12 protein-coding genes are annotated in these 14,035 nt (G+C 52.9%); 2 read left to right on the top strand and 10 right to left on the bottom strand.

Annotated features, from left to right (window positions below; all coding sequences use genetic code 11):
* Window position 1 precedes the first annotated feature (1 nt).
* From DBY68_RS00710 to DBY68_RS00675, 8 genes are all read right to left on the bottom strand, one after another.
* Window positions 2-1,027, bottom strand: a complete 1,026-nt coding sequence (locus DBY68_RS00710) for a microcin C ABC transporter permease (protein WP_108473639.1) — start codon at window positions 1,025-1,027, stop codon at window positions 2-4.
* Window positions 1,027-2,121: a microcin C ABC transporter permease YejB gene (locus tag DBY68_RS00705; RefSeq protein WP_108473640.1), complete on the bottom strand. Its 1,095-nt coding sequence runs from the start codon at window positions 2,119-2,121 to the stop codon at window positions 1,027-1,029. The genes DBY68_RS00710 and DBY68_RS00705 overlap by 1 nt, the downstream gene beginning before the upstream one ends.
* A gap of 9 nt (window positions 2,122-2,130) precedes the next feature.
* Window positions 2,131-3,936: an extracellular solute-binding protein gene (locus tag DBY68_RS00700; RefSeq protein WP_108473780.1), complete on the bottom strand. Its 1,806-nt coding sequence runs from the start codon at window positions 3,934-3,936 to the stop codon at window positions 2,131-2,133.
* A gap of 58 nt (window positions 3,937-3,994) precedes the next feature.
* Window positions 3,995-5,560, bottom strand: a complete 1,566-nt coding sequence (locus DBY68_RS00695; RefSeq protein ID WP_108473641.1) for a cyclic di-GMP phosphodiesterase — start codon at window positions 5,558-5,560, stop codon at window positions 3,995-3,997.
* A gap of 122 nt (window positions 5,561-5,682) precedes the next feature.
* Window positions 5,683-6,255, bottom strand: a complete 573-nt coding sequence (mepS, locus tag DBY68_RS00690; RefSeq protein WP_108473642.1) for a bifunctional murein DD-endopeptidase/murein LD-carboxypeptidase — start codon at window positions 6,253-6,255, stop codon at window positions 5,683-5,685.
* Between the two features lie 413 nt (window positions 6,256-6,668).
* Complete coding sequence (locus DBY68_RS00685) at window positions 6,669-7,385, bottom strand: phosphatase PAP2 family protein (protein ID WP_108473643.1); 717 nt, start codon at window positions 7,383-7,385, stop codon at window positions 6,669-6,671.
* A 44-nt stretch (window positions 7,386-7,429) separates the two neighbouring features.
* Window positions 7,430-8,407 (bottom strand): GTP-binding protein, encoded by a 978-nt coding sequence (locus DBY68_RS00680; RefSeq protein WP_108473644.1) that lies wholly within the window; start codon window positions 8,405-8,407, stop codon window positions 7,430-7,432.
* 123 nt (window positions 8,408-8,530) lie between these two features.
* Complete coding sequence (locus tag DBY68_RS00675; protein WP_108473645.1) at window positions 8,531-10,000, bottom strand: fructuronate reductase; 1,470 nt, start codon at window positions 9,998-10,000, stop codon at window positions 8,531-8,533.
* A gap of 205 nt (window positions 10,001-10,205) precedes the next feature.
* On the opposite strand from DBY68_RS00675, the gene uxuA reads away from it, so the two are divergent.
* Window positions 10,206-11,396: a mannonate dehydratase gene (gene uxuA, locus DBY68_RS00670; protein WP_108473646.1), complete on the top strand. Its 1,191-nt coding sequence runs from the start codon at window positions 10,206-10,208 to the stop codon at window positions 11,394-11,396.
* 283 nt (window positions 11,397-11,679) lie between these two features.
* On the opposite strand, the gene yeiP is transcribed toward uxuA, so the two are convergent.
* Entirely contained in the window at window positions 11,680-12,252 is a 573-nt protein-coding gene (yeiP, locus tag DBY68_RS00665) for an elongation factor P-like protein YeiP (RefSeq protein ID WP_015963720.1), read from the bottom strand.
* 150 nt (window positions 12,253-12,402) lie between these two features.
* Here yeiP and DBY68_RS00660 point away from each other — a divergent pair, with 150 nt between their 5' ends.
* Window positions 12,403-12,657 (top strand): YkgJ family cysteine cluster protein, encoded by a 255-nt coding sequence (locus tag DBY68_RS00660; RefSeq protein WP_108473781.1) that lies wholly within the window; start codon window positions 12,403-12,405, stop codon window positions 12,655-12,657.
* On the opposite strand, the gene setB is transcribed toward DBY68_RS00660, so the two are convergent.
* Window positions 12,654-13,835: a sugar efflux transporter SetB gene (gene setB / locus DBY68_RS00655; protein ID WP_108473647.1), complete on the bottom strand. Its 1,182-nt coding sequence runs from the start codon at window positions 13,833-13,835 to the stop codon at window positions 12,654-12,656. The genes DBY68_RS00660 and setB overlap by 4 nt on opposite strands.
* Between the last annotated feature and the right edge of the window lie 200 nt (window positions 13,836-14,035).

The raw sequence follows: 14,035 nt of genomic DNA, 5'->3' as shown, positions 1-14,035 counted from the left end.
CTTAAACCGCCTTATTCGGATCAAAAGCGTCGCGCACGGCTTCGCCGATAAAAATCAGCAGCGACAACAGCACAGCAACGGAAAGAAATGCCGTGATGCCAAGCCACGGAGCCTGAAGGTTATTTTTGCCCTGTAAAAGCAGTTCTCCCAGCGATGGCGACCCCAATGGCAGGCCGAAGCCAAGGAAATCCAGCGAGGTCAGCGTGGTAATGGAGCTGCATAAAATAAACGGCAGGAAGGTGAGGGTGGCAACCATCGCGTTGGGCAGCATATGACGGAAAATAATGCTGCGGTCGCTGACGCCAAGCGCCTGTGCCGCGCGAATATAGTCATAGTTTCGCGTGCGTAAAAATTCCGCGCGCACCACGCCGACCAGCGCCATCCAGCCAAACAGGACAGTAATCGCCAGCAGCCACCAGAAGCCCGGTTGCACGACGCTTGAGAGCAAAATGATCAAGAACAGCGTCGGCATGCCGGACCATACCTCAATAAAGCGTTGCCCCCACAGGTCAATCTTACCGCCGTAATAGCCCTGAATCGCGCCGGCTGTTACCCCCATTACGCTGGAGCAAATCGTCAGCATCAGGCCAAACAAAATCGAGATGCGAGTGCCGTAGAGAATGCGCGCCAGCACATCACCGCCGTTGGCGTCGGTGCCCAGCCAGTTTTGTGAAGAAGGTGGCGAAGGGAAGGGGAGGTCGGTATTAAAGTCGATGGTTGTTGCACCGTAGCGAACCGGCGCCCACAGCACCCAGCCATTTTCGCTCAACTGCTTACGCAGCCACGGATCCTGGTAATCGGCGGCGGTGGCGAACTGGCCGCCAAAGGTTTGTTCGCTGTACTCTTTTACCAGCGGCACGTAGAGGCTGCCTTTGTACTGCACCAGCAAAGGACGATCGTTGGCGATGAGTTCGGAGCACATGCTGCAAACGAAGATGATCAGAAAGATCCATAACGACCAGTAACCGCGACGGTTATGGCGAAAGCGCGCCCAGCGGGCCTGGTTGATTGGGGTTAACTGCATCATCACCGGCCCTCAAAATCGATGCGTGGATCGACCAACGTGTAGGTGATATCACTGACGATATTCAGCAGCAGGCCGATCAGGGTAAAAATATAGAGCGTACCGAACATCACCGGGTAATCGCGTGAGACGGTTGCCTCATAACCCAGAAGCCCCAGCCCGTTCAGTGAAAACATCACTTCGATCAGCAACGAACCGGTAAAGAACATGCTGATAAAAGTGGCCGGAAAACCGGCAATCACCAGCAGCATGGCGTTACGAAAAATATGCTTCCACAGGATGTTGTGCTCGCTGACGCCCTTGGCGCGGGCGGTGACCACGTATTGTTTGCGAATTTCGTCCAGAAACGAATTTTTAGTCAGCATGGTAAGCGCCGCAAAGCCGCCAATCACCGTCGCCAGCACCGGCAGCGTGATGTGCCAGAGGTAGTCGGTAATTTTCTGATACCAGGGAAGCGTGTCGAAATTGGCCGATACCAGCCCACGTAGCGGGAACAGGTCATAGTAACTGCCGCCAGCGAAGAACACGATCAACAAAATAGCGAACAGAAACGCCGGAATGGCGTAGCCAATAATAATCAGTGCGCTACTCCAGGTGTCGAAACGGCTGCCGTTTTGCACCGCTTTGCGAATCCCCAGCGGTATCGACACCAGGTAAATAATCAGCGTGCTCCACAGGCCGAGCGTAATCGACACGGGCAGGCTGTCCTTCATTAACTGTAAAACGGAGGCGTTACGAAACAGGCTGTTGCCGAAATCAAAGCGGATGTAATCCCACAGCATTTTGACGTAGCGTTCGTGCAGCGGTTTATCAAAACCGTAGCGCTGAGTAATTTCGGCGATCACTTCCGGGTCAAGGCCACGCCCGCCGCGATACTGGCTGTCGGCGATATTACCCACGCCCGCGCGTGCATGACTGCCGCCCGAGCCGCCTCCGCCGGTGCCGGGCAGGCCGCCGGGGTTACCGAACTCAACGGCGGCAATGGCCTGATCGACCGGGCCGCCAGGGGCAATCTGAACAATAAAAAAGTTAAGCGTGATGATTGCCCACAGCGTCGGGATAATCAGCAATAAGCGGCGGAGCAAATAGGCGCTCATCTCTTCTCCTTAACGCCGGGCTTCCGGCAGTTTCGCCGCTTTATTGACGTCATACCACCAGTTGTCAAAGCCGCTGGCATAGAGCGGGCGAACCGGTGGGTGTGAGAATTTATCCCAGTAAGCCACATGATCCTCCGCCATATACCACATCGGCAGCATGTAGAAGTTCCAGGTTAAGACGCGATCCAGCGCGCGACCCAGCGGCAGCAATTTTTTCTCGTCACCTTTTGCCTGGATTATTTGATTGATTAACGTGTCAACGACCGGGCTGGCGACGCCGGGCGCGTTATAGGTTGAGTTGATGTACTCGGATGACCAGGAAATTTGCAGGTCGGAGCTGGGCCACGGCGTGGCGCGCCACAGGCTTGGCATCATATCGTAATCGCGTTTACGTAAGCGGCTGAGCAACTGAGAGTTATCGACCTGGCGAATAGACATATCGACGCCGAGGCGCTTCAGATTGCGCTGGAACGGCAGCACCCACTGGTTATTCCCACCAGAGGCGACCAGCAGTTCGAAGCGAAGTGGCTGGCCCGTTTTTTCATTTACGCGCTGCTGATTTTTCAACACCCAGCCGGCCTGGGTGAGCAGCTCGCCTGCTTTAAGCAGGTTTTGGCGGTTCGCACCATCACCGTTTGAGACGGGCGGCTGATAAATAGTGGTAAAGACGTCGGGTGGAAGATCCTTTTTCATCGGAGCCAGCAGCGTGAGTTCCTCGGCATTCGGATAATGGCGCGCCGCGTACTCTGTATTCTGGAAATAGCTGACGGGGCGGCTGTAGGCGTGATAAAACAGCGCCTTATTCATCCATTCAAAATCGAAGGCCATGCTGATGGCTTCACGTACCTGACGATCGGCAAAGACCGGGCGCTGAATATTAAACGCCAGCCAGCGTGTATCCTGAGCAGCCTCATTTTTTTGCGCCTCTTTCACGATATAGCCATTGGCGAAGTTTTTGCCGATATAGCGCGTGGCCCAGTTTTTGGCACTGCCTTCGTTACGCAGATCGAAGGCACCCGCCTTAAATGCTTCAAAGGCGACATTGTCATCAAGGTAGTAGTCGTAGCGCAGCGTATCAAAATTCCAGCGGCCACGGTTGACGGGCAAATTCGCGCCCCAGTAATTTTTTTCTCGTGAATAGACAATATATTGCCCCAGCCGCCAGTCGGTAATGCGATAGGGGCCGCTGGCGAGCGGTGGGGTAGAGAGCGGATCGCTGAGTTTGTGGTCGCGCCAGAATTTCTCTGGCATCACCGGCAGGGAGAAAAGGCTCAACATATCCTCTTTGCCCGGTTTGCCCAGTTCGAAACGCACCGTGAGCGGCGCAATGGCTTTAACAGTCGTGCCTTTGTAGACCAAACGGAATTGCGGCACACCTTCGGTCATAAACTTGTGGAAGGTAAACTCGACGTCGCGGGCGGTAATGGGGCTTCCATCATGAAAGCGAGCCTGGGGGTTCATGCTGACTTCGACCCATGAGTAATCATCGGCGTAGCGGGCGCTTTCGGCAATCAGCGGATAGTAGCTGCCCGGTTCATCGTCCGAGGTGGTGAAGAGCGCATCATAAAGCGATTCTGTACGCACGCCGGGGTTGCCGCGTAGCGCATAACGGTTAAAGTTATCGAAGGTGCCAATAGCAGAAAGCGTCACCGCGCCGCCTTTCGGCGCAGCCGGATTGACGTAATCGAAGTGATTAAAGTTAATGGCATACTTCGGCTCGCCAATGACGGCAAACGCGTAACTCTCTTTAATCGTCTGTGCGCCGAGGGGAAAACTGCTCAGCGCCAACAGCACGAGACACATGCGCACAAATATCACCGGGCTACCTTCCCTTTATGATCCGTTCCTGATGTCCTTGAATCATAATTGACCCTTAGCGGCTTGTGAAATATTTCGCAGGCTCATTATGCGCCTCAACAAGCTGAGGGAGAGTGAGCGGTCGGCTTATCCAGTAGCCCTGCAGGAAATCGACGCCGTGGTCGCGCAGCCACGTTGCCTGCTCCTGCGTCTCCACGCCTTCTGCCACGGTGACCAGATTTAGACGATGCGTAAGCGTCAGTACAGTGTCCAGTACCGGCGAGGTGACCGTTTCCGTGCCAATGGCTTTGACAAAACCACGGTCGATTTTCAGATAATCCAGCGTGAAGCGCTCAAGATAAATCAGCGCGCTATGACCGGTACCGAAATCGTCAATGGCAATTTCTATGCCCTCGCCGTGTAGCCATTCAAACAGTTTCACCGCCTGCTTTTCGTTGAGCATGTCGCGCTCGGTGAGCTCCAGCACCACCTGGAAATAGTTCTCAGGCAAACTGGCAAGCAGATGACGGATATCCTGTTTGAAGCTCTCAGCGTGCAGATGACTTGGCGAGATATTAATCCCAAGCTTTGTGCCGGGCGGCAGCACTTTTTGCAGCGCAGGCGCATCGTTGGCAATTAACTCAAAAAGATGGCGGGTGAGAGGAACCATCAGGTTTTGCCCCTCTGCGAAACTGATAAAGGCGTCGGGAGGAATATTGCCGGCAACAGGATGCGTCCAGCGCATCAGCACTTCCACGCCGCCAATATGCAAATCGCTGGCATGCACCACCGGCTGGTAGACCACGTGAAACTGATTTCGGGTAATTGCCGATAGAATTTCCCGGCCAGGCCGCATTCTTATCGTCATTACGTAGGCGCACAAAATTCCACTCAGCAGGCCACACATCGCCCCTAACAGCAGTGCGTAAAGCATATTATCCGTGGCGACTTCGTTGCCATAGAGATAAATCTCCAGCGGCACGCCGTTGATTTTAGCCCGGCGAATGGGGCTATTTTCAATGCTTGTCAGCGCCACGGGCTGGTGGTTAAAAGTTGAGATCGCCGTATTGCCATTAATCACCAGCGCGATGCCACTGTACTGACTCTGTTTCGATGAATTCAGTATCCACGGCATCAGATTGGCGTTGATGGACGTAAATACCCCTCGGTCAGCCAACAGTGGGCTACGCGCCCACAGAATAAATGCCGGGCGGTGCGGCATCATGGGGGTGCCGGGCAAAATCGTCATCGCTTTATTTTGTGACAGGTCAAGAGCAGGGACGAGATCTTTAATCGCGATATCCAGCGGCCCTGTTGCCGATGAACAAAACGCATGGCCGTCTTTGACCAGTAGAAAAGCGCGAATATTAAGACTAAAAGCCGCCCGCGAAGTGAGCTCAGAGGAGACGTCCTCACACAAACTCATGGTCAGCGGTTGCAGCGTATCGATAGTACTGAGCACCTCGCCAAAATAGCTGTTGAGATAGGTTTTCAGCTCGGTAATGGTGTTGTCAAACTGCTCGGTGCGTTTGTGGTAAGAGACGTAAAACTGAGTACCGCCTGCCAGCAGAGCAAATACCACGCCGACCAACAAACTGGTGATGGCGATTCTGCGGCTTAACAGCGTTTTGCGGCTTAGCATAAAGATTGCGGGTCTCGGTTATTTAAATCGGTTTTGCAAAATCATCAGGAAAAAAAAAGCACTGCCAGAGCAGTGCTTTCTTATGCTTGCGGTCAATCAAGGGATACTGACAGCAAGTGATATTAAGAGCGGCTTAACACTCGGCGCGCTTCATTATAGCGCTTCTTCCAGTATGGTTCATTCATGCTGGAGATCGTAACACCGCTGCTGGTAGACGCGTGAACGAACTGATTATTACCGATATAGATGCCGACATGACGACCTGTTGATCCTGCACGGAACAGAACTAAATCGCCGGTGCGAAGCTGGCTACGAGAAACGGATTTACCGGTTTCCTGCTGTTCCCACGTAGAACGCGGCAGCTCTAAACCAAATTGTTCGCGGAAGGTGCGCTGTACAAAGCTGGAGCAATCAACGCCGCGTTTGGTGTCACCGCCTAAACGATAACGAACGCCTTTCCAGCCTGCGTACTGATCCATCAAACGTGATTTCACGTCGAGGTTGCGTACCATTGATTCAAATTCATCCTGAGAGGCTTGCAGTGACGAGGCATCGTTGGTGCCCACAGCATGCGTCTCAGAATGCATATTCCTGGCGGTGTCTTTTGTTGTACTACAGGCAGAAAGCAGAACCGCAACTGCTACTGCTGGAATCGCTCGCAAGATATATCTCAAGATTGGTTGAGATTTGACCATTTTATGTGTTTTCCCTTGAAGTCCTTAACGACAATGTCGTTATAAAAAATGCCAAACGCGTCTGAGACTAAATACACGCTAACAATGAGACAATTCTTTAAAGTCAGATCTGTGGACTAGCGCACAAATTTATTCACTGTGAGAATAATTGCTCATTATTGGCAAACGCGATTGAGATTACCCGATTGACAAGGGCATTGCGAGTGGTTTTACAGGATTTCTTATAAGAAATTGTGATACAGAAAGTTAAAATTTGTGAATGCGTAAAATAGTGTCAATTTAGCCTGAAAAATAGGCAACTCTCTCATTCTTAAGGCGAATATTTGTGGCGGAAAACGTTATTCAGAATGATTTATCGGCGGAGATAAATCAGGGATCTAAAACGATCCCTGATGATAATTTTATAACGTCCGTTATTTATTTTCGGATTGGGCCATATTGAACCGCGGAAGATAACGTTCAAAAAGCGATATTGCTTTGTCACTCAGCGGGGTCATCAATACCCACGGAATGCCAATCAACACGGCTGTCAGAGAACCCACGGCGATATCAGTAAACCAGTGTGCGCCAATCATTACGCGCGGGAAGGCAAAAATCACGAAAATAGCCAGCGCGATGGCGAACGCTTTTTTACCAAAATAACGCCACATGAATGTTGAAAAAATGAGCAGCATCATGCCGTGGTCGCCTGGGAAACTATCCCGTGAAGCATCCTTGGTCGAGATGTGCAAATAATCGCTCACCCGATGGGTATCCGGGAAAAATAGCGTTGGGCTGGCGCGCTTAACCGGCATCAAATTCTGTGCCAGCTGGTTAATAATTACTGCGGAAAGCAGCATGACCAGGCCAATAATAATTATCCGGCGACGGCCAGCGGAATCCTCTTTCAGCCAGAAGCTAAGCATCAGGCAGCCCATGGCCAGCAGCGAACAGCCATCAAAGGCGCGGTTGTTGGTTATAGCGAGGAACCACTGATAAACGCGGCTCTCATCGAGCCCGTGATTGAAGAAGTGGAAAATCGCGGAATCAACATTAAACCAGACGCCATGGTTGGGCGGCAGGAACCAGCATAAAAAGAGCGCTATGCCCGCAGCGTTCAGCAGCAGGATTAACGGATATCGCGTTTTCATTTTTTCATCACCTTAATTCAACAACGACCGCAACCTTAGCGCTTTTACGCTAAACGGAGCTTCAACAGAGTGGTTTGCAACCCATTCCAGTCGGCATCCGCATCATTAATCAGCTCGATGCGACTGTCCGGCGGTGCGACACTCTGCGTTTCAATGTGCAGATCTGCACCCTGGCGGTTTATCCGCACCAGCCCTTCCGGGATCCGCATGACCGCTTTAACGCGCTGAACGGGAGCAAGACGTGCCCATTCGAGAATCCCCACGGTGTCGAAAGTTGTGTCGGCGTCAAAAATCCAGCCGCAGGATTGATAACCCTGGCCGCTATTCAGGCTGCGACGCCAGCGTTGATGTTCCGGCAGGCTGAGCGCGGCGAGCCCTTTTTTCTCCGAATGCGCGTGCGAGTGTGCGGCGCTGGCAGGGAGCTGTGTGAGATTGCTTCGCGGCTGGTCGAGGAGGGCGATATCAATGTTACCCTGCGTCGCGCTAACCCGCTGACGATTGTTGCCGTATTGTTGCCACCAGCTTTCCAGGGCCTGCTCGCTTTCCGCCGTCGCGCGATCGCCTTTATTGGCAATGATGATATCGGCGGCGGCGAGTTGGTCGCGGAAGTTCTCATTGAGCACCACTTTCTCATCCAGCAGCTGACGCGGGTCAAGTATGCAAAGTGTCGCCCGCAGGTCGATCCATGGCTCGTAGACCGCGGCGGTGAGAATATCGAGGATCTGCTTAGGATGGCCCAGCCCGGTGGGCTCAATGAGCAGACGGTCTGGCTTGCCCTGACGCAGCAGCGTATTCAGGCCCACCTGCATTGGCAAACCATTCACACAACACATACAACCGCCGGGGATCTCTTTGAGCAGCGCACCGCTATCGGCCAACAGCGCGCCATCAATGCCCACTTCGCCGAACTCATTTACCAGCACCGCCCACTTCTCATCGGCTGGTTTATTCGCGAGCAGATGGAGGATGGAGGTGGTTTTACCGCTACCGAGAAAACCGGTTATCAGGTTGGTCTTTGTCACGAAAACTCCAGGATAAAAATCTGCAATGTTGCTACGGGTTGCATTAATCCTGGCGAAAAGGCGATGAAAAGAGAAGTAATTCGCGAAGAGAAATGATTTCTCTTCGCATAACAGCAGAAATTGTTAACTATTCAGGGTTGTGATAATGGCCTGACGTGCACCGAGTTGCACCAGACGCTGCCATGCCTGTTGGATATTTTCGACAAAGGTCGCGTTGCGCGGCAGGTCGCTGCCAAAGATTTCACTGAGTGTTAACAGGGCGGTGACGCGTTCTTCGTCACGGCTGTCGGCAACGATCCGGGCGATCTTCTCGGATAACGGGTCGCGCACATCAATTTTTTCACCCGCATCGTCGATGCCGCTGACATAACGCATCCAGCCCGCGACGCCTAATGCCAGCAACGGCCACGCTGTGTTCTGCGCCAGATGAACGCGAATGCCGTCCAGCAGGCGCTGTGGCAGCTTCTGGCTACCGTCCATCGCGATTTGCCAGGTACGATGCTTCAGCGCCGGGTTGCTAAATCGGCTCATCAGGCTCTCGGCGTAAGCGCCTAAGTCCACATCGGTTATCTTCAGTGTAGGAGCCTGTTCTGTCATCATTAAACGTTGAGCGGCGAGGCGGTAATCCGCGTCCTGCATGCAGTCGCTGATGTGCTGATAACCCGCCAGATAACCGAGATACGCCAGGAACGAGTGGCTACCGTTGAGCATGCGTAACTTCATCTCTTCCCACGGCAACACATCGTTAACCAGTTGCGCGCCGGCGATTTCCCATGCCGGGCGGCCCGCCACGAAGTTATCTTCAATAACCCACTGAATAAATGGCTCACAGCTGATTGCACAAGGATCGTTCACGCCGCCCAGCTCATCGGTGATTTCCGCAAGCGACGCCTCGGTTGCCGCCGGTACGATGCGATCAACCATGGTGCCGGGAAAGGTAACATGCGTTGATATCCACGCCGCCAGTGCCGGATCGCGCTGTTTCGCCATTCCCATCACGGCGTTTTTCACCACGTGTCCGTTGTCCGGAATATTGTCGCAGGAGAGAACCGTAAAAGCCGGCAGTCCGCGTTGGCGACGGCGGTGCAGGGCTTCGACCAGAATACCCGGCGCAGAGTGGGGTTCCTGCGGATGGCCGAGATCGTGTGCAATGCGTGGCTGATTCACGTCCAATTGCCCGGTCGCCGGGTCGATGCAGTAGCCTTTCTCGGTGATTGTCAGAGAAACAATCGCCACCTGCGGCTCACAGAATTTCTCAATAATCGCGGCCAGCGAATCGAGTTTGGCATTGAGGCACTCATTCACTGCGCCAATCACTATTGGTTGATTACCGTCACCGCTTTTTTCCAGCACCGTGAACAGATGATCCTGTGCGCGAAGCTGGCTCATCAACTGGTCGCCGCTAAACAGGCTGATCTCGCAGATCCCCCAATCGCCGCCCACGGCATTCAGTACACGGTCAGTCAGCAGCGCCTGATGCGCGCGATGGAAGGCGCCGAAACCAAAATGCACAATCCGTGAGCGCAGCGCTTTTCTATCATAATGAGGCAGTTGCACATTCTCAGGGAGCGTACTGTTGGCGATTGTTTTCATTCTTTACACGTCCAATTAACCAGTAATTAACAATGCCAGTGTAAAGTTATATGACAACAAATTAAATTGGTGTGCCGAATTTATCCGGGTAATGTGAGCCAGATCAATCATTGCAGGGGCCGTATTTGACCACTACGAATAAACATGTATGGTAGTCGTCATTAACGAACATTTTATTGGTATAACAAGTTGAGAGGTTGAGGCGATGGAACAAACATGGCGTTGGTACGGCCCAAATGATCCGGTTTCCCTTGATGATGTGCGTCAGGCGGGTGCCACAGGTGTTGTGACTGCACTGCACCACATCCCGAATGGCATGGTGTGGCCGGTCGAAGAAATTCAAAAACGTCAGGCGATGCTGGCGGAAAAAGGGCTGACCTGGTCTGTTGTTGAAAGTATCCCGGTTCACGAAGATATCAAAACGGCTTCCGGCGAATACAAAACCTGGATTGCTAACTACCAGCAGAGCATTCGCAATCTGGCGACCTGCGGCATTGATACCGTATGCTACAACTTTATGCCAATCCTTGACTGGACGCGTACTGACCTCGAATACACGCTGGAAGATGGTTCCAAAGCGCTGCGTTTTGACCAGATTGCGTTTGCCGCTTTTGAGCTGCATATCCTCAAGCGTGAAGGCGCGCAAGCTGATTACACCGCAGAAGAGCAGCAGCAAGCGAAAGCCTATTTCGAGGCTATGACCGCTGCCGATATTGAAAAACTGACCCGCAATATCATTGCTGGCCTGCCGGGCGCGGAAGAGGGCTATACCCTTGATCAGTTCCGTGCGCGTCTGGCTGAGTACGATCACATCAGCAAAGAGCAACTGCGTGAAAACATGGCCGTTTTCCTGCGTGCGATTGTGCCGGTTGCTGAAGAAGTGGGCGTGCGCCTTGCGGTTCACCCGGACGATCCGCCGCGTCCGATCCTCGGCCTGCCGCGTATCGTTTCCACCATCGAAGATATGCAGTGGCTGAAAGAGACCGTCGACAGCATCAACAATGGCTTCACCATGTGCACCGGTTCTTATGGCGTGCGCGCTGATAACGACCTGGTGAAAATGATTCAAACCTTCGGCGATCGTATTCACTTCACGCACCTGCGCTCCACCTGCCGTGAAGACAACCCGAAAACCTTCCACGAAGCTGCGCATTTACAGGGCGACGTGAATATGGTTGCGGTGGTTGATGCGATTCTGACTGAAGAGCAGCGTCGTAAGAATGCCGGCGATCTGCGTCCAATTCCGATGCGTCCTGACCACGGCCATCAGATGCTTGACGATCTGAAAAAGAAAACCAACCCAGGTTATTCCGCGATTGGTCGTCTGAAAGGGCTGGCGGAAGTGCGTGGCGTTGAGATGGCGCTGAAAGCGACTAAATTTCGCGATTTGCTGTAACTTGGTTTCAGAATAAAAAAAGCCAGCTCATTGAGCTGGCTTTTTTACGTTAATGCGAGAGCCTGTATTTTTGCCGGGGCGCTGCGCTTGCCCGGCCTACAAGTGAATACAATTTGATAAATTGCACCGACCTTGTAGGCCTGATAAGCGAAGCGCATCAGGCATTTTCGCCGCGCTCGCCGGGGGCGCTGCGCTTGCCCGGCCTACAAGTGAATACAATTTGATAAAATGCACCGACCTTGTAGGCCTGATAAGCGAAGCGCATCAGGCGAAGGCATCGCGATTAGTCCGCGCGGCCCATATAGCGTTTTTCTTCAATATGAATACGGATTTTTTCACCTGCGCTCAGGTATTCAGGAACCTGAATAACGAGGCCGGTGGTCAGCGTAGCGGGTTTGTTGCGCGCGCTGGCAGAAGCACCTTTAATACCCGGTGCCGTTTCAACGATTTCCAGATCAACGGTCTGCGGCAGTTCCAGCGCCAGCAACTGACCGTCCCACAGCAGCACCTGCATATCCGGCATGCCGCCTTCAGGAATAAACAGCAGCTCTTCTTCAATCTGATCTTTGGTGAAGGTGTACGGGGTATAGTCTTCTTTATCCATAAAGACGTACTCGTTGCCATCAACATAAGAGAAGTCAACAAAGCGGCGGTTCAGAGTCACGGTATCAAGCAGATCGTCGCCTTTAAAACGTTCTTCGACTTTCAGACCGGTGCGGACATCAGAGAAACGCATTTTATACAGCGTTGCAGCGCCACGGGCGCTCGGTGACTGAATATCAATATCTTTTACAATCAGCAGCTTGCCGTTGTAATTCAGCACCATACCTTTCTTAATTTCGTTCGCTCTTGGCATTGCAATTATCCTGTGTACAAGGGTGTCAAAAATATCGCGTAAAAGTACTCGCGCCGGGCCTTTCAGGCAAGAGGAATTGAAGGGGTTTGCTATCTTCCGCTAAAAGGTGTTACTGTGCGCGCCATTGCGCCCCTGATAAGAGTCTACATTATGGAATGTCGCCCGGATTGTGGGGCCTGCTGCACTGCGCCGTCTATCTCCAGCCCCATCCCTGGCATGCCGAACGGCAAGCCGGCTAACACTCCCTGCGTACAGCTTGACGAGCGTCAGCGATGTAAGATTTTCACCTCGCCGCTGCGGCCTAACGTCTGTGCCGGACTTCAACCGTCCGCGGAGATGTGCGGCGCGAACCGCACAGAGGCAATCACATGGCTTTTGACCCTTGAAGCGCTAACGGCACCTTAAACGTCTTTAATTCTTGCCAGACAGCCAACCGCACAAACGCACAGAACCAGCGCTATCCAGAACACCGTATGGTAGTTCCAGATTTCCGCAACAACGCCCGCCAGCGAACCGGCGATAATCCAGCCCACGCGTGAAGTGTTGGCATAAAGCGTTGTCGCTGACCCCGCCTGGCCCGGCATCAAATCCTGAAAGTAGAGCATTCCGATGCCGCCAAGGATCCCAATGTAGATCGCATTCAGCACCTGCATTGCCAGAAGCAGCATGGGGTTATGGAAGGTCAGCATACCCGCGTAGAACAGCAGTCCGGCGACGGCGGCCAAACGCATCAGAAAGCGTTTACCCAACCTCTTTGCAAAATATCCGGCAATAAGCATTGTCGGTATTTCCAGGCCGGCCGCCGTCCCCATCATTACGCCAGCCAGTTTTTCAGGCAGATGCAGCTCATTAATAATGTAGAGCGGCATGTTGATGATATACAGGCTGTTGGTTCCCCACATCAGCGTGCAGATGGCGAACAGCAGCAGGGCGTCTTTTCGGTTGGTTCGCGGCGCCTGAATCGCGCCGCTGATCATCACTTTCTCTTTGCGCATGGTGGGGAGGAATAGCCAGACCATCGCGCCGCAAACAACAAATGCGCCAGCGGCTGCCAGGTACATCGTCGTGAAACCAAACCCCATTGCCAGCGCGTAGGACAGCGGCGGGCCAATAACCCAGGCCAGTGAGACCTGCGCACGCATGATGGAACTGAACATTACCGCTTCGCGTCCCGTTTTATCGGCATGTTCGCGAGCAAGCGCGAACATCTGCGGGTTAGCGGTAGAGCCAAAGCTACTAAGGAACACGCCGACAAACAGAAGAATAAAGTAGTTGCGATTCCAGGCGAAAAGAATGCACGCCATCACCCCAAGCAGGCAGCAAAAGACAATCAGGTTTTTACGATCGCCGCGTTTATCTGACCAACTGGCCAGAAACTGGCTGACGAAAATGCCGATGACCGCGCTACCGGTAAAGAAGAAACCCACCATCGCCGGGCGAACGTGGACTTCATTGCTCAGAAACAGGCTCAGGGTCGGCGTTTGCAACGCCCCGGCGATACCGGTTAAAAACGCGACAATCAGAAACGACGATGAGGTGAGATCAAACGGACGTCGGGGAACGGCGGCGGAACTGTTGTGCATATCTCTTTATCGCTAGCGTGACAGGAGGCGGGAGTTTACGTCGCCACTCAGAAAATGAACAGTCATCTACATCAAATTCCGCACAAAAAAATTAAAAAGCTATTTCAAAATAATTCTCACTCAAGCTGACGTTTGCTGACGCTGTAAATTCAGCCGATTTACGCGTCAGCAGTTGTGGCATTAATGCTAATAAAATGTGC

Source organism: Pseudocitrobacter sp. RIT415 (genome assembly GCF_003057695.2).
GTDB lineage: Bacteria > Pseudomonadota > Gammaproteobacteria > Enterobacterales > Enterobacteriaceae > Pseudocitrobacter > Pseudocitrobacter faecalis.
The sequence above is the reverse complement of the archived record's forward strand: the minus strand, read 5'-3'. Positions and strand labels throughout refer to the sequence as shown.